A 21,886-nucleotide genomic window follows, 5' to 3' on the forward strand; every position below is an offset into this window, starting at 1 on the left:
AAGTCAAGGCGCAGCGCATCCGCCGATCTTCGTGAGGGACAGGCTGCCGGTCAGTCCGGCATAGGCATGCGCTACGGCGATGTCGGCGAATTGATAATCCAGTCGCGCTTCGGCACAACCTCTGAACGTCAAGGTCGCCGTTCCCACTTGGCTGCTGTTGTGCGTCGGCAGGCCGTCCAGCGTGCCGCCGAGTATTTGAAAAATGGGCAGCACGACTTTGCCATTGCTCGCAGTGGCGAGATCGCTCTGCAGCGTGAACCAGTATTGGTTGAGCGGATCATCGCCTTTGCCGGCGGGATCGTAGGTGAACCACGCGCCGAACAGCAGGCCGTTGGAATCGCTGCCGGCGGGAACCACCGTCAGTTCGATGCCCTGTCCGCTTGTGTTCGGGTCGTACCACGAGCCGCTTTGTTTCGCGTCGAACCCTTGCGCCGGCAGGCTGACGGGCACTGTCTGGGTAGCGTGGTTTGCAAGAGTGCAATTCGCAATCTGCGGCGTCAAACGGGTCAAGGTGATTGCGCCGCTGTAGCCGCTGTTGGTATTTGCGTCGAACTGATAGCGCAGGTTGCCGTGGCTGCAGTCGGAAAAGCTCAGCTGGGCAGTCCCGACTTGCTTTGCTCCCGTCTTGCCCGAATTGAACACGCCGGGTGAATCTGCGACGTACATTTTCAAGTCGACCGATGTGGCTCCGGCATCGGGTTGCCCTTGCAATGTGTACCACACGTTGGATGCTGGATCGTTCGCCTGAGTCTGGGTAAAGGTGAACCACGGCATGAAGACCGTGTTGTTGCCGGCGATGTAGTCGAGCGTGAAACCCTGGCCGGTGGAATATGGGGCATACCAGGCCCCCGCAATACCGGGTTGGTCGATGCGGATCGGCGCAGCCACTGCAAAAGGATGGAAAAGAGTGGTGATTCCCCAAGCCGACCCTGTAACGGTGTCGGTGGTGTCGCTGACGAGGGTGAGTCCTCCGCCATCCAGCGGCCAGGCGTCGTATAAAGAGAAACCGTCGACGTTCATGCTTTCCGCATGTTCGGCCATTTCCGAGCCGTCAACGCCGTTGATTTGACGCAGTTGAATCTTCTTGGCGTAGCTCGTCAGCAGCAACAAGTTTTGCGTGACGGGGTCGAGCAGGAGGATCGGCGGTACGACAACGTCGGCAACGGCGATGAAGGGGAACGAAGCGGCGACACTCCACTCGACATGGCCGTCGTTTTGGGAGAGTTTCACGACATAACCTTGCCTCGCCGTGGCGTTTTCGACGTAGTTGATAGGCGAATTGTCATACATGTAAAAATACACCGCGCTGGAAGAAAACCGGATCGAACGCGTGGTGATTCTTCTGGATTGCGAAAGCAGGGGGATTGCCGATTTCCAGAGCAGCTTGCCGTTGGCATCCAGCCTCTCGACCGGCGTTCCCGGCGCAGTCGGCGACAGCAGTGCGCTTTCGTCGTCGGCCAAGCGCAGTGAGTAGCCGGAGATGTCGGGGGCAACGGAATACGCACGCGTTCCGTCCGCTTTGAATTTTACCAGTGATGTGGTGGAGGTCTGGATCAGTGCGCTGCCGTTGACGTTTGTCGAGGTGATTCCCCAGGTTTCGCCCGCATTCAATGCGGCAACGTCGTGGAGTATGTGGTTTTGACCATCGAGCAAGGCGTGATGCAGGTTGCTGGTCCCCTGAATGCCATAGAGCACGAGCAGTTGATCGTCGACCAAAGCCACGGCTCGGAGGCTTTGCGTGTCGGCAACGACTGGTGTGGCAAGTTGAACGCTTGTCGATAGCGCCCCGGTACTGCGCGAGTAGCACCGCACCACTTGGGCCGCATCGACGACACCTGCGAGGCAGACATCGGCGCTGCGCGCGACCAGAATCGCTTGCGTGACCGTGCCGTTCGCTGTCGCGGCAGTGAGGACGGTGCGCCACAGTTTTGTACCGTCCTTGGCATACGCCGTCACGGCGTACGAATTGGTACTTTGGTTTGAGGTCAGTAGATAGGCCGAACCATCGCGCGCAACGGTTTCAGCGATGTCCGAGCTTGCATCTTGGACTGCTGCTACGGTTTGCGGGGCGGTGATGGAGTTGCCATTGCGATCCAGACGTACGAAGGAGTGTTTCAGGGCGAGGCTGCTCGAGTCGGGCAAGAGCGTCAGACTCGCCGTACTGGAGCTATCCGACCCGAGGTCTTTAGCTGCAAACACAATATTGCCGCCGCTATCCAGACGCGCTTGCTGGAATGGGCAGGTATATACCCCTGCGTTCATGCCGCAAAACAGAAAGGCGGCAACGATGTCCCCATTGTTGGCCACGAGCGCCGCCGCTGATTGTTCTTGCGAATTCGTGAATGTGGCAGCGGGCAGCTGGAACCCGGCTGTGCGCCGCCACAGCGGCGCGCCGGAAGAAGATATTTTTGCGATCCACAGCGACGCGGTCGGATTTGGCGCCATGAGATTCGTATAGTCGCCATAGAACACGACGCTGTCACCGTTGCTTGCCGCTGCGGCAACGATCTCGCCGTTGGCGACTTCTTCGGTGGAGTACTCCCAGCGCAGCGCACCGTTTGCAGTCGCGCTCATTGCGTACAGCGTGGTGGCGCCGTTCGCGCCGCTGACACGGCGGCCGTATGCGTAGAGGTTGCCGTCGCTGCCGATGGCCAAGCTGTCCAGTTTGGATGCGGGCGTGCTGGCGGACGCCTGTACCGTCCACACAAGCGCCTTGCTGGTGATCTTTTCGATGGCCGCGGTGTTCGTGCTCGTGGTGGTCTCCAGATAGCCGTTGCCAATGGAGCCGTACACGTAGACCGCATCCGAGTGCGGATCGACGAGGATCTGACCGCCGACGGTGGTGCCTTGGATGGGCGGCAGCCGAGTGCCGTCCGGGGCGATTGCGCGGATGCCGGGAGACAGCCAGATGTTTCCCGCGCCGTCGACCTGCGCTTTGTTGACACAACCGGAACCGATGGTGGTGCTGCCTTCCTGGATGGACCAGCGCAGGCGACCGTTGGCGTCGAACCGCCGCATGTAGCAGCGCGAGTATCCGAGGACAGTCACCGAATCAACGTCGACCACGCCGCCATCGGGATAGGTGGCCAATGCGAATATCCCTCCGATATCCCCCTGGAACAAGGCGCTTCCCGAAAGATAGCGGGAGAAATTCACAGTGCCGTTGTTGTTGTACCGGACCAGCACCGGCATCCCGTTGGCGGTACCTCCTGCCCAGAAACCGCTCGCGTCGGCCGGGGTAACGATCGCAGGGGAAAAATTCGACGGCAGGGAGCCGTTTGCGATGAAGCTCAAATCCCACGCAAAGACAAATCGAGGCAGGACAACCAGAAACAACGCAAACGCGCGCAACAGTGACGACCGCATCAGCACCTCCCGGTTGAATCCTCGTTTCATGGATTGGTCAAAACTCACGCCGTTCGAAGAATGGCTCGATTGGCTGTTTCCGGCAACTGTGCGCATTTCGCACTGCGCAGGCTATCTTGTTGCGACGCACAAGAGATGGCACAGTAGCCATTCGATAAAAGCATTCATTCCATCAGAAAATCAGCGGAAGCACAGCGGTGGCCGTGAACAAGCGACGCGAAATCGATTTCCTTCCGACCGACGGACCGCTGCGTGAGGATGTGCGCCGGCTCGGCGCGCTCGTTGGCGACATGCTGGCGGAACAGCTGGGGCATGCCTTCTTCGCCAAGGTCGAGGCGATCCGCACGGCGGCGATCGGGCTGCGCAGCGCGGGCGAGTCGCCTGCCGCGCTTGCCGCGCAAGTATCCGGCCTTGTGCCGCAGCTCGCGGAGCAGCTGACGCGCGCATTCTCGACCTATTTCCAGGTCGTCAACCTCGCCGAGCGCGTGCATCGCATCCGCCGCCGCCGCGACTACGAGCGCTCGGGTTCGACCGCGCAGCCCGACAGCATCAAGGACGTGTTGCAACGCTTGAAAGCCGCGGGCGTGGGCCTGCAGGAAATCTCCGCCTGGCTGGTCCGGCTCGACATCGAGCCCGTGTTCACCGCGCATCCGACCGAAGCCGTGCGCCGCACGCTGCTCGAAAAAGAATCCGTGATCTTCCGCTGCCTGGTCGCCGACCTCGATGCGCAGCGCACGCCGCACGAGCGCGAAGTCGACCTCGCGCGCCTGCGCACCGCGCTGACCGCGGGTTGGCAGACGGCCGATGCCTCGCACGCGCGCCCTCGCGTGCAGGACGAATTCGAACATGTCGGCTTCTACCTCGGCGGGCCGATCTACCGCGTCGTGCCGGTGTTCTACGAAGTGTTCGAGTCGGCGCTCAATGAGGTCTATGGCGAAACGCTGCCGTTGCCGACGATGCTGCGCTTCGGCTCCTGGGTCGGCGGCGACATGGACGGCAACCCGAACGTCAACGCCGACACGATCGCGGCGACGCTGCGTGCGCAGCGCGAACTGGCGCTGCGCCGCTACGACGTCGAAATCGTCGAGCTGGCGCGCGAGCTGAGCCAGACCGTGGGCCACACCCGGTTCGATCCCGCGGTGCTGGCGCGCATCGACCACTATCGCGTGCAGCTGCCGCAGGTCGCGGCGTCGATCAATCCACGCTATGCGGACATGCCGTACCGCGTGCTGCTCGCGTTCGTGCGCGCGCGCCTGCAGGCGACGGTGGCCGAGAAAGATGCGGCGTACGGTTCGGCGATGGAACTCCTCGCCGATGTGCAACTCATCGCCGACAGCCTGCGCATGAACAAGGGCCGCAATGCCGGCTGGTTCTCGGTGCGGCGCTTGCTCTGGCGCGTGCGCACCTTCGGCTTCCACCTTGCCCGGCTCGACGTGCGCCAGGACTCGCGCGTGCATGCGGCGGCGCTCGCTGCCGCGCTCGACGATGCGCAATGGGAGGCGCGCGACGCGGCGGCGCAAGCCGCAAAACTCGAAGCGTACGCGCGCGGCGACGCCGAATTGCCCGAGCCGGCGGATGAAAAAGGCACGATGCTCGACGCCGTGTTCGACCAGCTCGCCTATGCGCGCGATGCCTACGGCACCGGCGCGATCGGCCTCTACATCATCAGCATGGCACGCAGCGCGGCCGACGTGCTCGCGGTGCTCGCGCTCGCGCGCCGGGCACAGTTCGTCGATGCAGACGGCAATGTGCCGCTCGACATCGCGCCGCTGTTCGAGACGGTGGATGACCTCAAGCACGCACCGGCGACGCTGGCCGCGCTGTTCGCCGATCCGGTCTATCGCGCCCACATCGCGGCGCGCGACGATCGCCAGACGGTGATGCTCGGCTATTCCGATTCGAGCAAGGACGGCGGTATCGTCGCCTCGCGCTGGGCATTGCAGGACGCGCAGGTGGAACTGCTCAGGATCGCGCAGGGCGCCGGCGTGCAGATCGCGTTCTTCCACGGCCGTGGCGGTTCGGTCAGCCGTGGCGGCGGCAAGACCACGCGCGCGGTGATCGCATCCCCGCGCGGCTCGATCGCGGGGCGTCTGCGCGTGACCGAGCAGGGCGAGGTGATCCATCGCAAGTTCGGCATCCGCGCGCTCGCCCTGCGCAACCTGGAACAGACCGTCGGCGCCGTGCTCGAAGCCTCGCTGCGCCCGCGCCCGCCCGAGCCGCGCGAGGCGACGTGGCGTCGCGCGGTTGACGTCGCCGCGCGGCACGGCGCAGACGCCTATCGCGCGCTGGTCCGTGCCGACGGCTTCATGGACTATTTCCGCGAGGCCACGCCGATCGACGTGATCGAGCGCATGACGCTCGGTTCGCGGCCTTCGCGGCGCGGCTCGGGCTCGATCGACAACCTGCGTGCGATCCCGTGGGTGTTCGCGTGGACGCAGAACCGTTGCGGCCTGACCGGTTGGTACGGCGTCGGCACGGCGCTGGAGAAGGCCGCGGCCGAGATCGGCGAAGAGGTGCTCGGCGAAATGGCGCAGCACTGGCCGTTTTTTCGCACCATGCTCGACGACGTCGAGATGGTGATGGCGAAGTCCGATCTCGAAATCGCCGCCGCGTTCTCGCGCCTGGCAGGCCCGCTGCATGCGCAATTCTTCGCGCGCATCGAAGCGGAGTATGCGCGCACCGAGGCGTGGATACTGCGCCTCAAGGGTACCGATCGCGTGCTCGCCGAGGATCCGCGGCTGGCGCTGTCGATCCGTTTGCGCAATCCGTATCTCGACCCGATGAACCTGATGCAGATTGATCTCGTCTCGCGCTGGCGTGCGGCCGGGCGCGCGGACGATGCGTTGTTCGCCGCGCTCGTGGCGACGGTCAACGGCATCGCGCAGGGCATGCAGAACACGGGTTGACGCAAGGCGCAGGCGGCGCTTTCGCGGCGATGGCAACACCCTGTATCCTCGCGTGCAACCAAAATCGGACTGCGCGCATCCAAGTCGACATGCGCGATGGCCACTTTTCATTCCGCAAGGCAATGCGAACCGTACTCGTCATCGACGACAATCCCGCGATCGTCACCGCGCTCGACGTGCTGCTCGGACTGCGCGACATCCGCACGCTGCACGCCGCTTCGCCCGAAGAGGGCCTCGCAGCCCTGGCGCGCGAACGCGTCGATCTCGTCCTGCAGGACATGAATTTCCGCGCCGACACGACCTCGGGCGAGGAAGGCGTGGCCCTGTTCCGCGCGATCCGCGAACGCGAGCCGGATCTGCCGGTGATCCTCCTCACCGCGTGGACGCATCTGGAAACCGCGGTCGAACTGATCAAGGCCGGCGCGGCCGACTATCTGGCCAAGCCGTGGGACGACCACAAACTCGTCGCCGCGGTCGAGAATCTGCTCGAACTTTCCGAAAGCACACGCGAAGTCTCGCGCCTGCACGGCGAGCGCCGCGCGCACCGCAGCGCGCTGCGCGAGCGCTTCGACCTGCGCGGTACCGTGTTCGCGTCGAGCGCGATGGAACGCCTGATCGAACTCGCCTGCCGCGTGGCGCGCGCCGATGCGCCGGTGCTGATCACCGGGCCCAACGGCGCGGGCAAGGAGCGCATCGCCGAGATCGTGCACTACAACTCGGCGGTCAAGGCCGGCCCGTTCGTCATGGTCAATTGCGGCGCCCTGCCGCAGGATCTGATCGAAGCCGAGCTGTTCGGCGCCGAGGCGGGCGCCTACACCGGCGCGAACAAGGCGCGCGAAGGCCGCTTCGAAGCAGCCGACGGCGGCACCTTGTTGCTCGACGAAATCGGCAACCTGCCGCTGTCGGGGCAGATGAAGCTGCTGCGTATTCTCGAGACCGGCAAGTTCGAGCGACTGGGTTCGAGCAAGACGCGCGAGGTAAAGGTGCGTGTGCTCAGCGCGACCAATGCCGACCTGCACGCGATGATTCGCGCGGGCACGTTCCGCGAGGACTTGTACTACCGCCTCAACGTGATCGAGCTGGTATTGCCTCCGCTCGCGGCGCGGCCGGACGACGTGCTGCCGCTGGCGGAAGCGTTCGCCGGCGGCGACGTGAAGTTGAGCGGCCAGGCGCGCGCGGCGTTGACCGCGCATGCCTGGCCGGGCAACGTGCGCGAGCTGAAGAACGCCATCCAGCGCGCGAGCCTGCTCTGTCGCGACGGCGTGATCGAAGCCGAAGACCTCGGTCTCGCCGTGCGCGCGCCTGCACCCGTGCGCGCGAGCGCCGAGAGCGAGCCGGATCGCGCCGCGATCGAAGAGGCAATCGTGCGCGCGAAAGGCGTCATCAGCCAGGCCGCCGCCGAACTGGGTCTGTCGCGCCAGGCGTTGTACCGGCGCATGGAGAAGATGGGGATCGAAAGTTAGCGGACGCTACGGCTTCGGTGTGATGGATTCGTTGCCGTAGGTTTTGGCGAAATAGTCCGCCAGCGTGGGAATCTCTTCGTCGGCGATCGGCGCGCCGTAGACCTTCTTCATCTTCGTCACCTCGGCCTCCCAGGTCTTGCGCGGCCAGTTGGGCGGCTGCATCGCAGCGTAGTCCGACGAATGGCAGATCAGACAGCGCGCGTTGACGAGTTCGAGGTTCGGCCCGGGCCTGTAGCTCGGCGCCGACTCCCTGGGCAGATCGATCTTGAGCGCCGCGGCGCTGGCCGGCGTCGCGGCGAGCATGGCGGTGGCGATGACGATGACCTGATGCAGGGTTGGCATGGCTGTCTCCTCAGGCGGCGACGACGTGCGTGGTCTCGACCACGTTGCGCATGTAGCCCGGCGGGTTCCACAGCGGCGCGAGCGGTTGCGAGGCGCCGATGCGGTTGAGTGCGCGCACCTGCAACGCGTGCGCACCCGGTGCGAGCGTGGTTTCGATCGTCCAGGCGCGGAACGAATACTTGCCGAGGTCCTCGCCGAGTTTCGCTGCGCGCCAGTTCGCGCCGCCGTCGTCGGAGAACAGCACCTCGCGGATGCCGTAGCCGCCGTCGAAGGCGATGCCGCGCACGGTCTGCGCCTGGTTCGCCTTCACTTTGGCGCCGTCGGCAAGATTGGTGATGAACGAGCGCACGTCGAAGCGCCCGATCGGGACGGTTTTCGCCGGCGCAGTGCCGGGTTCGACGCAGGCGCAGGCGTTGGCCGGGATGCGATAGGCCGATTTCATCCAGAATCCATCGAACGTCTCATCGAGTATCGTGATCTCGGAGAGATGCTTGACCCAGTACGTGCCGTAATGGCCCGGCACGATCAGGCGCACCGGATAGCCGTTGAGCATCGGCAGGTCGTTACCGTTCATCGCGTAGGCGAGCATCACCTCACCGTCGAGCGCGTGGTCGAGATCGAGCGCCTTGACGAAGTCGGGCGTGGTCGGCAGCACCGGCGTGTCGAGGCCGTTGAAGCTGACCTGCTTCGCGCCGGCCTGCACGCCGGCTTTTTCGAGCACCGCCTTGAGCGGCACGCCCTTCCAGCGCGCGTTGCCCATCGCGCCATTGGCGAGCTGGCCGCCCGCCACGCGCGGCTCGGAGAAGCCGCGGCTGTTGCCCGAGCATTGGTTGACCGCGACGTATTCGATCGGCTCGAAGTTGTTCTTCAAGTCCTCGACGCCGAGCGACAGCGGCGTCGTCACCTTGCCCTGCACCGCGATGCGATACTTCGCCGTGTCGATCCGGGTCGGAATGCCGGCGAGGTGGTAGCGTACGAAAAACGCATCGTTCGGCGTGATGATGCTCTCGTCGAACACCGCGAACGGGGTTTCCAGTTGCGGCGGCCGCGCGGTCAGGAGCAGCAGCGGCCGCTTCTGCGGATACTTCACCAGGGCGCGCGTGCCGTTGCCGAACGGCAGGTCGACGACACGGTCGGCCGCTAGCGCGGCAAGCGGTGCGCTGCCGAACATGCCGCCGTGGCCGAGCATGCCGGCGCGTTGCAGGAAGTTTCTACGTGGAGAATTGGGCGAATCACTGCGAGATCGATGGCGCATGGCGAAGCCCCCGAGCAATGAATGTCACGGCGGTCCGCGTCATTCGCGTCGCCGCCGCCGGGGCAAAGCATAGTACAAATCGCCGCCGGTTCCTTTTGCGTCGCATCGTTGCGGTGGCGCAGCACGATTCCCGCCGCATGCCTTGTTCGGTTAGCCTTGGCGGCATGCGCTTCTTTTCACTCGAAGGCAAGCTCGCCGCGCTGCTTGCCGCGGCATTGATCGCCGGCTGTGCGGTGACCACGTTGCTGGCGTTGTGGTTGCCATCATGGTTCGCCGCGGCGCTGGCCGTCGCCGTGCTCGTGGTTCCGGTGTTGTTGCTCGCACATGCGGCGGCGAAGCCCGTACAAAGCCTGATGCGCGCGCTGTCCGGGGGTGTCGCGCGCTACCGCGACGGCGATTTCTCGACCTCTCTCGTCGAGGCGCGGCGCGACGAATTCGGCGAGCTGATCGCCGCGCACAACGAACTTGGCCGCGTGCTGCGCGAGCAGCGCCAGAACCTGATCGAGCGCGAACTGCTGCTCGACACGATGGTGCAGAACTCGCCGACCGCGCTGGTGCTGATCGACGCGGCGCAGCGCGTCGTCTACGCGAACCTCGCCGCGCGCGCGTTGCTCAACGACGGTCGCGTGATGAACGGCATGGCATTCGCCGAACTTGCCGAAGGTTGCCCGCCGGTTTTGTGCGGCGCGCTGGTCGGCCATCAGGATGGCCTGTTCAGCGTCGACATCGACGGCGAGGCAGAAACCTTCCATCTCGCCCAGAAGACGTTCCGCCTGCATGGCCGCGAGCATCGCATGTTGCTGATCAAGCGCCTGACGCGCGAGATGTCGCGTCAGGAAGTGCAGACCTGGAAAAAGGTCATCCGCGTGATCAGCCACGAGCTCAACAACTCGCTGGCGCCGATTTCCTCGCTGGCGCATTCCGGGCGCGAGCTGGCGCGCCGCGGCGCGACCGAAAAACTCGCGCCCGTGTTCGACACGATCGAAGGCCGCGCGCGTCACCTGCACGGCTTCATCGGCGGTTATGCGGAATTCGCCAAGCTGCCGCAGCCGCGCATCGAAAACGTGGCGTGGGCGAAATTCTTCGATGGCCTTGCACAGCAATACCCGTTCCGCCTGGTCGGCGCGATGCCGAAGCAGGCGGGTGCGTTCGATCGCGCGCAGGTCGAACAGGTGCTGATCAACCTGCTGAAGAACGCGCACGAAGCGGGCGGGTCCGGCGACGAGGTCGAACTTGCGCTCGCCGAACGCGGCAACGATGTGCGCATCGAAGTGCGCGACCGCGGCAGCGGCATGAGCGAAACCGTGCTCGCCAGCGCCTTGCTGCCGTTCTACTCGACCAAGCGCAGCGGCACCGGTCTCGGCCTCGCGCTCGCGCGCGAGATCGTCGAGGCACACGGCGGCCGCATCGCGCTCGCCAACCGCGACGGCGGCGGCCTCGCGGTGAGCTTGACGCTGCCGCGATCCGCGTAGCACTCCCCGTGTGCGCGGGGGCGTCGCGTCGAATGGATCCTGCCTGCGCGCGCAAACGTGGAGACTCTGCGCAAGTTCGCAATTCAGCCTTTCGTCGGGGGTGAATTTGACGGAATCCGGAGTTGTTCGGCGGTTCCTCAGTGCGCCCGGCGGCGGCGCAGCACGAGACCGCCGAGGCCGATCGCCAGCAGCAGCAAACCCGCGCGGTCGAGCAACGGCGCAGGCACGGCATTCGCGGCCGGCACGGCGACGAGAACGACGAGGCTGTAAGGCGCGCTGGTCGAAGCCTGATGCGTCGCATCACCGGCGTAGCTTGCGTTCGGCGTGTGCGTGCCGGGTGTGGCGAAGACGAGGCTGCAACTGCCGTTGCCCGAGGCATTGAGTGTCGCGGTGCAGGTGTTCGTGCCTTCGGCGACGGTGACCGTACCGCTGGCTGCGGTGGGCGCAGTGCCGGAGGCGGCGGCGATGCCGCGGTGCGCCGCGCTCCCCGGGCGGGCCGCCTCGCTCACGCTGACCTGCATCAGCACCGGTTGGCCGACCGTCGCCGGATTAGGCGTTGCGTTCAGCGTGGTCACAGTCGGATTCGACACGCTCGCCGCGGTGACGCTCAGATTCGCCGTCGCGACATTGCCCGTGCCCGTAGCGCCGGTGGCGCTCGCCGGGCCAAAGGCCGGCGCGTAGTTGCCGGGCGTGGAACCGGCGACCTGCACGGTAAACGTGAACTGTCCGCCGACAGCGATCGTCGCGCCGTTGACGCTGATCGTGCCCGGGGCGGTGGTGGTGATCGGGCCGCCGGTCGACGAATTCACGCTGAGCCCTGCGGGCAGCGTCGCGCTGAAGCCGACTCCGGTCAGCGGCACCGTGTTCGATGCGGGGTTGGTGATCGTGATGCTCAACGTCGAGGTTGCGCCCGCGCTGATCGACACGGGATTGAAGCTCGCCGCGATCGTCGGCGGGGCGGTGGTGCCATCGGTGTACGCATCCGCAGCGCCGGTAACGCCGGTGCCGATTGCGCCACCTGCGATCAATACCTTGCCCGCGGTCATCGCTGTCGCTGCATAGGCCGAGCGTGGCGCCGATAACACACCCGCTGAGCTCCAACTGTTGGATGCGGGATCGTAGATTTCGGCATTGGCCAGATACGCGCTGCCGTCGAACCCGCCCGCAGCCAGCACCTTGCCGGAAACCGACGGCACCACGATCAGGCGGTGGCCGGAACGTACCTGCGCCATGTTGCCGCCGGCGCTCCAGGTGTTGCTGCTCGGGTCGTACAGTTCGGCACTGGCAAGATTGCTCGCATTGCCCGCGCCACCGGCGACCAGAATTTTGCCGGAAGGCAGTCCAACGACGCGCAAGTACGCATCGCGCGCGACCGCCATCGGTGCGCCGGCGCTCCAGGAATTGGTGACCGGATCGTAGATCTCGACACTGGCAGCGCGCAGATGGTTGGTGACGTCGGTGTCGCCGCCGATGACGAACACCTTGTTGCTGCCGGCCAGGATCGCGCCGTGTTCAAAGCGCGCCTGCGCAAGCGTGCCGGCAGAACTCCACGAATTCGTCGCCGGGTCGTACACCTCGGCGCTCGCGAGTACGACGCCACCATTGCCGTAGCCGCCGACAACCAAAACTTTGCCGTTGCCGAGCAAGGTAGCCGAATGGTAAATGCGACCCGCCGCCATCGGTGCGGCGCCGCTCCAGGTGTTGCTGGTGGAATCGTAGATTTCGGCGCTCGTCTCGGCGCCCAAGGCGCTGCGTCCGCCGACGACGAGCACGTGCTTGCCGTCGGACAGGACGGTCGAGGTGTGCCGATAGCGTGCGGTGGCCATGGACGGACCTGCGGACCAGGAGCCGCTGGTCGCGTCGTAGAGCTCGACGCGGTTTTCGTAGCTGGTGCTGCCGTAGCCGCCGGTTACGAGGACTTTGCCAGTCGAAAACAACATGTCCGCCGTGGCATAGGAACGCGGCACGGTCATGGGTGCCGCGGACGCCAGGCCGGCCGCATGCGCGAACGGTGGCATGAGAGTGATGACACAGGCAATGAGTGCGGTAACGCAGCGCAGCGGGGCAGGAAAAAATCGGGCAGCCATACGTCTTCTCCGGAATCAGGGTAAGGCCAGGCGGCGCTGCGTAGCAACGGCTTTCGAGGAGAAACGCAAAGGCGACATGCAAAACGACACACCCCGAAAACAATGCGCTTAATCCGTTCGCCCTTTCGCTGCGCGAAGGGCGAACGGTTCCCGATGTCGATCGGCTACGGCGTGATGTCCGAGTGGAATGCTTCCATGCGCACCACGGCGCCGGAGTAGGCGTTCGCAAAGATGGCCTGCCACGCGGCGGTCCAGGACGGTGTCGGGTTGCCGTCGACGATCAGCGCGCGCGCGATGATGAGCCGGTACGAGCTGCCGTTGCCGATCAGGGCGGAGCTGCTAGGCGAGGCCAGGCAGGAGATCTCCGACGGAGTGTCGATGGCCTCCAGTACCGATCCGGCACTGACCCGCGGTGTTTCCGCAACGGTGAAGCCACCGGTATTGTTTGACGGTGTGACGTCGGGCCACGGGCCGAAGCCCGATACCTGGGTGACGCGGTAGTAGTTCGCGCCAGCCACTTTCGGAATATCCAGGTAGGCAATCGTGCAGCGATCGGTCGTGTAAAACTGCGTCGCGCCCGAAGTTACCGGCGTCTTGCCGTCGTTGACGACCTGCACCTGGCGCGTTTTCGCGCCGAGGTTTTCGACGAGACCGTTCGACAGCGTCACGGTTGCGCTGACGGTGATCGTCGCGGTGCCCGTCACACCGCCCGCGCGCAGGATGATCGCCGAGCCGAGCACGCCGGTATCGGTCTGCGACTGTATGCTGGCGTTGCCGCTGACCGTCCAGGTCCAGACCACGCTCGCATCGGCCGGTGGCGGCGGGCTCAGCGTGGCGACGACGGACGTGCCCGAGTTGATCTGCACCGGCGCGATCGCCGGGAAAACGATGTCGAAGTCGGTGAACGTGATCCTCGCATCGGCTTTGCCGATATCCTTGCGCACGCCGTCGATCATCGTGAACAGCTTGACGTACACGATCTCGGCGGTGCAATTCGGCGGATTGCTCGCATCGCCGGCGTAGGTTGCGTGCGCGGACGACGTGATCACGACCGGATGCGCAATCGAATTGCTGATGCCGGCCGAAGTCAGCGTGCCGCAGCGGCCGTTGGTGTCTGCGCTCCACTCGTAGCGCAGCGCGGCCAGCGTGCTGGCGTCCGGGAACGGCGTGACGAGTATGCCGAATGTGCGCGTGCCGCTGTGCGGCATGCGGACTTCGTCCGGAGAGAGCTGCACCTGGAAACCGTCGATCGTGATCGACACGGTTGCGGTGCCGAGCAACTGGTCTTCGCCGTGGCTGTCGGTGAAGTACGCCTGCACGGTTACCCGGTGCGCCGCATCGACCTGCGTTATGAGGTTTCCGGTGACGAAGCTGACTTCACGCAGCCGACTGACGAAGCTGCCCTTGCCGGCGACGCGCCGACCGTTGAGGTCGTCGAGCAGGGACTGATCGCTGGTGTCGAGCAGCCAGGTGTATTTGATGTTCGGGTCGTTCTCGAAACCGCGCACGGTGGCCTTGAGCCGCAAGGAGTCGCCGAGGTTGACCTTGCCGTCGCGCGGCTCCAGGCGCACCGTGGGACGCACGACCTTGAGATGGAAGATGCTGATCTGGTTGTCGCCGTTGAGCTGGTCGGCACCCTGTGCCAGCGTGTCGACGCCCGCGAGCACGGCGCTGACGGCCGCGACCACGCGCCGGCCGGCATTGACCAATTTGTTGCGCGCGTTGGTCGCAGCGGTCTTCACCTGTTGCAGGTTGACTTGCAGCGCCGCGGCGTTGATCGCCGTCGTTTCCTGGGCGGCCAGCGTGTACTGTTCGATCGCCGCATAGTACGTTTCCTCCTCGAACAGGGTCTCAAGGTGGGCCTTGTCGAGGTAGCTCATGAGGCCGCGGAACGCGCTGTAGAACGAAGTACCTTCGCGGATCTGCAACAGGATCGCATCGAAGTCCGGGTTGGCCATGTAGTTCAGCAGGCGGATCGTCGTATCTTCCGGCAGGTTCGACGCCGCAGCACCGCCGATGCCCAGGTTCTCGAGGATCGCCATGATCGTCGCGTCGAATACCTGCTTGGCGCGCAACCGGAACAGGTCGTTGTCGATCAGGTCCGCGTAGTTCGCGTAGCTGGCGCCAAGGCTCGGGTGCTGGCCGTTCCACACGCCGGCCATGACGACGAGGTCGACGTCGGTCGTGACGGCGCGGTCGCGGCCGCCGATCGAAATCGTCGGCGACTCGATCGGCGACCAGGGAATCGTTCCGGTGGCTACGTCCTTTCCTCGCCATGCCGCGCTCAGCAGGCTGCCGATCGAACCGAACGCCGAGAATGCCGTCAGTCGCCGCGTCGCCGGGATCGGGGTTTTGTCGCCCTGCATCTGCACGCTGGGCAGGGTGGTGTGGATGCCGTCCTCGTCGGTATAGCCGGTGACGAAAACCCGGGCCGTGCCGGGCCGGCGCTTGCTGTTCTGCAGGCGCACGCTGGCATTGTCATCGTTCAGCAGCAGGGTGAAGCCGCTTTGTTCGGCCTCGCCGAGCAGCAGCAACTGTTGCGGCGCGCTGCTGTTTTCGGCCGCTGCGGTGACGCGTGGCGAATGGTTCGACGTCGACACCAGGCTGGCGACGCGACCGAGCACGCGCGTGGCGCCGCGCAACGTGGCGACCGCCTGCGCCGAAGGCAGCCAACCCGCCACGGCCGAGTTGAGCGCCTCGACGACCGCGGAACTCAGGTTGTCCATGACGAACGGATTTTTCTTCTGCTCGGCGATGATCACCTGCTCGAGCGTCGTCGTGGCCGGATCCTGCTCGATCAAACGTATCGCCTGGCGGCGCTGATCGGTAGTGAGCAATTGCCCGCCGATCGCCTGGAACAGCAGCGCGACCGCGCTGCTGTGTGCGTCGAAGGTGACCTTCGGCGCGATCGCGTTGTCGAGCATGCCGAACCACAATACGCCGCCGGTGTCGTGGACGACTCCGGCCAGATTCGGTGCTCCGCCGCTACGCGGCAACGTGAAGCGACCTTGCGCGTCCACGCGGGTTTCGCTGAATGCGCCGAGCGCGGTGAGTGCGCCCGGATCGATGCCCTGCGGAATGTTCACTTCGCCCGGAACGGCAAGCGAGGTCGCGTTGCACGATCGGCTGTCGGCGAGGTGCGTGAGCTGGATCGAACCCAGCAAGCCGGCGTTGTCGCCCACGGTGAATGCGTAGTCGAGCCTGGCGCGGCCACAGTCGTCGAAGCCGAGCGTGGCACTGCCCACCGGCATGCTGGTCACCGCAGTGGAGCCGTCGAACGTGCCGCCGACGCTGGAATAGATCGGGATGCCGGGCATCGATGCCAGGTCCAGGATCGGCGCGCGCAGCGTGTACCAGCGCTGGCGTCCCGTGCCGACGAATTTGCTTTCGCTGCCCGGCGGGACATAGGTGGCCCAGCTCGCCGTGAGTACGCTGCTCAGCGGGTCGACGTCGACGAACAGACCCTGGCCGTTCTTGCCAACATCGTACCAAGCGCCGGAAAGGCCGGCGATGCCGACCGGAGCGGCGCCGGGGCCCGGTTCGGCGCAGGTCGGGCCGACCCCTTTGCGCAACAGCGGGATCGTGCCGCTCTTCGGCAGGCGCCAGTCGATCGGTTCGACGATCGTGCCGCGCGCGGAATCCTCGAACGTGTAGTCCAGCGTGGCGTGATTGCAGTCGGCAAAGGTCAATGTCGCCTGGCCGGCAGTCACTACGCTGGTCGGAGTCGCCGAATCGAAGCTGCCGTTCGTGCTCTGGTAGATCGTCATGTTCATGCCGGTCTCGCCGGCAACGGCCTCGCCCTGCAAGGTGAACCATTGCTGGTTGCGTGCATCGACGCTGCGCAGGGCATTGAAGGTGAACCAGCCGGCGAACACGCTGGCGCGACCGGGACCGTTGAGATCCGGCAGCACCTGCAGTGACAGGCTTTGCCCGGGCATGGACGGGCTGATCCATGTGCCGGTCAGCCCTTGCTGGTCAAGGTCGACCGCGGTGGGTGGGGCTGCGGCGATGGGCGACATCGCGGCGCAGAGGGTCACGAACATCAGGAAGATGAGGCACTTCGTCGTTTTCATCGGAATGGTCCGGCTGGCCTGCGGTTGCGCCCGGTGGAACGGATGCCGGGCAGTACTCGTTTCATCGGGGGAAACGGAAAACTGCGGCGAAAACGACATCGGGAGTTTGCCTGCGTCCGGATCGGAGCGGCGCATTGCTATACTTCCCGACGACCCTGCAGGGGCGGGTGATGTCCGAAAGCGTTACCGAACTGATTTACGCCGCGAACGACGGCAACGCCGAGGCGTTGCGCCGGCTGTTTGCGCACGTGTACACCGAACTGAAGCGCCTGGCGCACATCCAGCTTGCCCGTGCCGGCGGGCAGACCTTGAACACCACGGGTCTCGTGCACGAGGCGTATCTCAAGCTTGCCCAGCCCGGTGAGCGCGGACTCAGCGATCGCGAACATTTCTTCTCGCTCGCGGCGCGTGCGATGCGCCAGATCGTGATCGATCGCGCACGCGCTCAGGTGGCAGACAAGCGCGGCGGCGCGCGGCGCGAACTGGTCGACATCGATGCCGCGTTCGACGTCGCCAGTGGCGAGCTCGGGCCCGAAGCGCTGTTGCGCCTCAACGAGGCGCTCGACCGTTTTGACCGCGAGGAACCGCGTCTGGCAAGGCTGGTCGAGCTGCGCTACTTCGCCGGCCTCGGCCTCGACCAGATCGCAAACCTGCAGCAGGTCAGCGAACGCACGCTCAACCGTGACTGGCGGCGTGCCAAGGTGCAACTGTACCTCACCCTGAATCCGGAGTGAGGGTGGCGTTTCCGTCCGCTGGATCTCGTTTCCCGCTGCGGGAGTGAAGGGCACGACGATGGCAGAACCGCAACGCCTGCACGATTTGTTCGATGCCGCACTGGATCTGCCCGCGACCGAGCGCGGTGCGTTCGTCGCGCGCGCCTGCGGCGACGATGCGGCGCTGCGCGCAGCGCTGGAGCGCTGGCTCGCCGCCGATTCGTCCCTCGACACCTTTCTCGAAATCCCGCCGGGCCTGATCGCACAGGCGCATGCGCAGGCTGCCGCGGAAGAAGTTCCGCGGCGCTTCGGTCCGTGGCGCGTGCTGCGCTCGCTCGGCGTCGGCGGCATGGGCGAGGTCTGGCTGGCCGAACGCGCAGACGGCGAGTACGAGCAATGCGTGGCGATCAAGCAGGTGGCATATCCGACGCCGGGCCTGCTGCAGCGCTTCCGCCAGGAACGGCAGATTCTCGCGCGGCTCGAGCACCCGAACATCGCCCACCTGATCGATGGCGGCGTCGATGCGCGCGGCACGCCGTATTTCGCGATGGAGTACGTCGATGGCATGCCGGTCACCGCGTTCGCGCGTAACCGAGCGCTAGACGTGCGTGCCTGCGTCGCACTGATGCTCCAGATCTGCGAAGGTGTGCGCTACGCACATCAGAACCTGATCGTGCATCGCGACCTGAAGCCGTCGAACATCCTCGTCGGCACCGACGGCACGCCGAAGCTGCTCGACTTCGGCATCGCGAAAATACTCGAGGCAAGCGATGCCTCCGCGCCGACCGGCACCGGCCAACGTCTGCTCACGCTCGACTATGCCGCGCCCGAGCAGCAGCGCGGCGAAGCGGTGACGACCGCTACCGACGTCTACGCGCTCGGCGTCGTGCTGCACGAACTCCTCACCGGTGTGCGCCCGTTTGCGCATGCGGGCGAGGGCGCGGCACGCATCCACGCCCTGCTGCGCGAGGAGCCCGCGCTGCCGAGCGCGACGGTCGACGCGAGCCTGGCCGATGCCGCAGCGCGCCGGCGCGCGCTGCGCGGCGACCTCGACCGCGTGCTGCTGGCCGCGCTCGCGCGCGATCCGCAGCAACGCTACGCTTCCGCCGAAGCCTTCGCCGCTGACCTGCACAACTTTGCCGAAGGGCGACCGGTCGCCGCACTGGGTCAAGGCAAATTCTATACTTTGCGCAAATTCGTCGTGCGCAACCGCATCGCCGTGGGCGCCGCGACGGTCGCGATGCTCGCACTGATCGGCGGCTTCGGCGTCGCCATCGTCCAGGCGCGGCATGCGCGCGCCGCGGCCGAGCGCGCCGAACGTGGCAACGAGTTTCTGGTCAACCTGATCGGCAACGCCAATCCGTACTACGGTGGCAAGCCGCCGCTGCTGGTCGATGCGATCGATCGCGCCGTCGCTGAAATTCCGCTGCGCCTGGCCGGCCAGCCGCTGCTCGAAGCGGATATCCGGCGTGCGATCGGTCAGGCCTACGCGGTGCTCAATCGCAACGGCGACGCCAGAGCCCAGCTCGATCTCGCCGCCGCGCTGCGCATGCACGCGGGCGGCAACGAGTACGCGCAAATCCTGCAGTCGCAGGCCTACCTCGAATGGCAACTGGGCCGCTACGACGAGGCCGGCGCACTGTATCGGCAGGCGCTCGCCCATTGCACGGACGATGCACGCGGGCGCCGGCAACGCGCCGATCTGCTCAACGACGAGGCCGCGCTGTTCGCCGACACCGGCCGCTACGCCGAGGCGCTTGCGAGCGCGGGGCAATCGCTGCGCCTCAGGGAAAATCTGCCCGATGTGTCGCCGCGCGAGCATGCAGTGAACCTGTCGAACCTGGCAAACGCGCAGGATGGCCTTGGCCGTTTCGACGAGGCACTTGCGACCTACCAGAACGCACTGGGCGAACTCGAAACACTGGGTGCGCCGGCCGAGTTCGACGTGGCGATCCTGCTCAACAACCTCGCCTACTTGCAGGACGAGATGGGTCACACCTCCGCTGCGGTGAAGTCGCAGGAACGCGCGATCGCGCTGAACCGCAAGATCCTCGGCGTCGATCAGGGCCTGACGATCAAGCTCGGCAATCTCGCGCTGTGGTATTCCAAGCTGGGCCGTCACGACGAGGCGGCTGCGGCGATCGACGAATCTCTGCACCTCGCCGCGCAAACGCTCAGCGCCGACGACCAGAAGCTCGGCAACCTGCACGCGGTCGCTGCGCGGATCGCACTCGCCCAAGGCGACGCGGCTGCGGCGATCGTGCAGGCGAAGGAGGCGCTGGCAATCTACGCCGCGGCGAAGACATTGGAGCCGGGGCGGCGCGAAAAAGCACAGGCGACGCTGGACGCGGCAACCAGCCTTGCCGCGAGGGTGACGGGAAAATAGTGCCGCAGCGGCAATGAATCCTTCGCAATTGCAACCGATGCGCGCGATATACTCGGATCCTGCAAACAGCCGATCGGGGAGAGGAGCATGGGCGGTGGTGGCGTAGTCGCATTGGTGCTGGTGGTGCTGATCTTCATCGGCATCTCGAAGACGATCCGCATCGTGCCGCAAGGCTACGAGTGGACCAAGGAAACGTTCGGTCGCTACACCTCGACGATGGAGCCGGGTCTGCACATCCTCATGCCGATCTATCACTCGGTCGGGCACAAGATGAACATGATGGAGCAGGTGCTCGACGTGCCCTCGCAGGACGTGATCACCAAGGACAACGCCGTGGTGCGCGTCGACGGTGTCGTCTTCTACCAGGTGCTCGATGCGGCCAAGGCGGCCTACGAGGTCGCCAACCTCAACCAGGCCGTGCTCAACCTGATCATGACCAACATCCGTACCGTGCTCGGTTCGATGGATCTCGACGAGTCGCTGTCCAAGCGCGACGAGATCAATGCGCGCCTGCTCAAGGTCGTCGACGAGGCGACGCATCCGTGGGGCGTGAAGTGCAACCGCATCGAGATCAAGGACATCCAGCCGCCGCAGAACCTGATCGATTCGATGGCGCGGCAGATGAAAGCCGAGCGCGAAAAGCGCGCGAACATCCTCGAGGCCGAAGGCCTGCGCCAGGCGGCGATCCTCAAAGCCGAAGGCGAGAAGCAGTCCGCCATTCTCTCCGCCGAAGGCAAGCGCGAGGCCGCGTTCCGCGAGGCCGAAGCGCGCGAGCGTCAGGCCCAAGCCGAGGCCAAGGCGACCGAGATGGTGTCGCAGTCGATTCGCGCCGGCGACATCAACGCGATCAACTACTTCGTCGCGACCAAATACGTCGATGCGCTCAAGGCCATGGTCGGCGCACCGAACCAGAAAATCATGCTGCTGCCGATGGAGGCGACCGGCGTGCTCGGTTCGCTCGCCGGCATCGCCGAACTGGCGAAGTCGAGCCTGCAGGAACAGCAGGGCGCGTCTGCGGCGAAGCCGGCTGCGCCGCCGAAGGCGCCCGCGCTGCCGCCGAACTATCAGGCCTGAAGGCACGCAAGCGTAGATACGGAGTGATCGCATGCACTATGGCTGGTGGATACTCGCTCTGGTCCTGATCGGCGCCGAACTGCTCGCACCGGGCTACTTCCTGATCTGGATCGGCTTCGCCGCGGCGGCGCTCGGCATCGTCACATTCCTGGTGCCGGGAATTTCCTTGCTCGTGCAGGCCGTGCTGTTCGCTGTGCTCGCCCTGGCGAGTTGCTTCGTCTACTGGCGTTTCGTGCGCCGCGTGATCGACGAGCGCAGCGACCGGCCATTGCTCAATCGTCGCGCGGAGCAGTTCGTCGGCAAGCGCTACAAGCTCGAAACCCCGATCGTCGGCGGCCGCGGCAAGGTGCGCATCGGCGATTCGCCGTGGCTGGCCGAGGGGCCGGATCTTCCGGTCGGCGCGGAAGTCGAAGTTGTCGCCGTTGATGGCACCACGTTGAAAGTACGCGCGGCCGCTTGACCTACTGACCGGGATCCGGCGATGTCACAAGCCCACGCCGCGTTGACCCTGCAATTGCTGGAATTCATTGCAGCGTCGCCCCGCTCGTACGCCGAGGTGATGGAGGCCTGGCGCAGCACGTGTCCGCGCATGTCGATCTGGGAGGACGCCTGCATCGACGGTTTCGTCGACGCCAGCGACAGCCGTCGCGTCGCGCTGACCGGAAAAGGGTGGGCTCTGTTGCAATCCGTCGCGAAGCGAAGTCCGTAGAAGCGCGGCGCTTCGATCGACGCATCGCGCGGCTGTCTGT

13 protein-coding genes are annotated in these 21,886 nt (G+C 65.5%); 8 read left to right on the forward strand and 5 right to left on the reverse strand.

Annotated elements, in window-relative coordinates:
• Window positions 1-3 precede the first annotated feature (3 nt).
• Entirely contained in the window at window positions 4-3,462 is a 3,459-nt protein-coding gene (locus AC16HO_RS12245) for an NHL repeat-containing protein (RefSeq protein ID WP_484335447.1), read from the reverse strand.
• A 107-nt stretch (window positions 3,463-3,569) separates the two neighbouring features.
• On the opposite strand from AC16HO_RS12245, the gene ppc reads away from it, so the two are divergent.
• The gene (gene ppc, locus AC16HO_RS12250; protein WP_395641693.1) at window positions 3,570-6,272 is read left to right on the forward strand and encodes a phosphoenolpyruvate carboxylase; all 2,703 of its coding nucleotides are present in this window, start codon (window positions 3,570-3,572) and stop codon (window positions 6,270-6,272) included.
• A 122-nt stretch (window positions 6,273-6,394) separates the two neighbouring features.
• Complete coding sequence (locus AC16HO_RS12255; protein WP_395641694.1) at window positions 6,395-7,735, forward strand: sigma-54-dependent transcriptional regulator; 1,341 nt, start codon at window positions 6,395-6,397, stop codon at window positions 7,733-7,735.
• Window positions 7,736-7,741: 6 nt separating this feature from the next.
• Here AC16HO_RS12255 and sorB read toward each other — a convergent pair whose 3' ends face one another.
• Window positions 7,742-8,077, reverse strand: a complete 336-nt coding sequence (gene sorB / locus AC16HO_RS12260; RefSeq protein ID WP_395641695.1) for a SorB family sulfite dehydrogenase c-type cytochrome subunit — start codon at window positions 8,075-8,077, stop codon at window positions 7,742-7,744.
• 10 nt (window positions 8,078-8,087) lie between these two features.
• Entirely contained in the window at window positions 8,088-9,332 is a 1,245-nt protein-coding gene (gene sorA / locus AC16HO_RS12265) for a SorA family sulfite dehydrogenase catalytic subunit (RefSeq protein WP_395641696.1), read from the reverse strand.
• A 137-nt stretch (window positions 9,333-9,469) separates the two neighbouring features.
• Between sorA and AC16HO_RS12270 the strand changes: the two genes are divergently transcribed.
• A complete protein-coding gene (locus AC16HO_RS12270; RefSeq protein WP_395641697.1) occupies window positions 9,470-10,804 on the forward strand; it encodes a sensor histidine kinase in 1,335 nt (444 codons plus the stop codon).
• A gap of 137 nt (window positions 10,805-10,941) precedes the next feature.
• On the opposite strand, the gene AC16HO_RS12275 is transcribed toward AC16HO_RS12270, so the two are convergent.
• Window positions 10,942-12,891, reverse strand: a complete 1,950-nt coding sequence (locus AC16HO_RS12275; RefSeq protein ID WP_395641698.1) for a Kelch repeat-containing protein — start codon at window positions 12,889-12,891, stop codon at window positions 10,942-10,944.
• 164 nt (window positions 12,892-13,055) lie between these two features.
• Entirely contained in the window at window positions 13,056-16,964 is a 3,909-nt protein-coding gene (locus tag AC16HO_RS12280; RefSeq protein WP_395641699.1) for a hypothetical protein, read from the reverse strand.
• A gap of 170 nt (window positions 16,965-17,134) precedes the next feature.
• Between AC16HO_RS12280 and AC16HO_RS12285 the strand changes: the two genes are divergently transcribed.
• From AC16HO_RS12285 to AC16HO_RS12305, 5 genes are all read left to right on the forward strand, one after another.
• Window positions 17,135-17,698, forward strand: a complete 564-nt coding sequence (locus AC16HO_RS12285) for an ECF-type sigma factor (protein ID WP_395641700.1) — start codon at window positions 17,135-17,137, stop codon at window positions 17,696-17,698.
• 58 nt (window positions 17,699-17,756) lie between these two features.
• On the forward strand, window positions 17,757-20,063 hold the full coding sequence (locus tag AC16HO_RS12290) for a protein kinase domain-containing protein (RefSeq protein ID WP_395641701.1): 2,307 nt from the start codon (window positions 17,757-17,759) through the stop codon (window positions 20,061-20,063).
• Between the two features lie 87 nt (window positions 20,064-20,150).
• Complete coding sequence (locus AC16HO_RS12295) at window positions 20,151-21,137, forward strand: SPFH domain-containing protein (protein ID WP_395641702.1); 987 nt, start codon at window positions 20,151-20,153, stop codon at window positions 21,135-21,137.
• Window positions 21,138-21,168: 31 nt separating this feature from the next.
• The gene (locus AC16HO_RS12300; RefSeq protein ID WP_395641703.1) at window positions 21,169-21,597 is read left to right on the forward strand and encodes an NfeD family protein; all 429 of its coding nucleotides are present in this window, start codon (window positions 21,169-21,171) and stop codon (window positions 21,595-21,597) included.
• 21 nt (window positions 21,598-21,618) lie between these two features.
• Window positions 21,619-21,846 carry a hypothetical protein gene (locus AC16HO_RS12305; protein WP_395641704.1) on the forward strand — a complete coding sequence of 76 codons (228 nt, stop codon included), beginning with the start codon at window positions 21,619-21,621 and terminating at the stop codon, window positions 21,844-21,846.
• Window positions 21,847-21,886 lie beyond the last annotated feature (40 nt).

This window comes from Rudaea sp. (genome assembly GCF_057139185.1).

Coding starts and splice junctions, on each gene's coding strand:
- AC16HO_RS12285 (WP_395641700.1), top strand. CDS start 17,135: ATGTCCGAAAGCGTTACCGAACTGATTTACGCCGCGAACGACGGCAAC.
- sorB (WP_395641695.1), bottom strand. CDS start 8,077: ATGCCAACCCTGCATCAGGTCATCGTCATCGCCACCGCCATGCTCGCC.
- AC16HO_RS12255 (WP_395641694.1), top strand. CDS start 6,395: ATGCGAACCGTACTCGTCATCGACGACAATCCCGCGATCGTCACCGCG.
- sorA (WP_395641696.1), bottom strand. CDS start 9,332: ATGCGCCATCGATCTCGCAGTGATTCGCCCAATTCTCCACGTAGAAAC.
- AC16HO_RS12295 (WP_395641702.1), top strand. CDS start 20,151: ATGGGCGGTGGTGGCGTAGTCGCATTGGTGCTGGTGGTGCTGATCTTC.
- AC16HO_RS12280 (WP_395641699.1), bottom strand. CDS start 16,964: ATGAAAACGACGAAGTGCCTCATCTTCCTGATGTTCGTGACCCTCTGC.
- AC16HO_RS12305 (WP_395641704.1), top strand. CDS start 21,619: ATGTCACAAGCCCACGCCGCGTTGACCCTGCAATTGCTGGAATTCATT.
- AC16HO_RS12290 (WP_395641701.1), top strand. CDS start 17,757: ATGGCAGAACCGCAACGCCTGCACGATTTGTTCGATGCCGCACTGGAT.
- AC16HO_RS12300 (WP_395641703.1), top strand. CDS start 21,169: ATGCACTATGGCTGGTGGATACTCGCTCTGGTCCTGATCGGCGCCGAA.
- AC16HO_RS12245 (WP_484335447.1), bottom strand. CDS start 3,462: ATGCGCACAGTTGCCGGAAACAGCCAATCGAGCCATTCTTCGAACGGC.
- AC16HO_RS12270 (WP_395641697.1), top strand. CDS start 9,470: ATGCCTTGTTCGGTTAGCCTTGGCGGCATGCGCTTCTTTTCACTCGAA.
- AC16HO_RS12275 (WP_395641698.1), bottom strand. CDS start 12,891: ATGGCTGCCCGATTTTTTCCTGCCCCGCTGCGCTGCGTTACCGCACTC.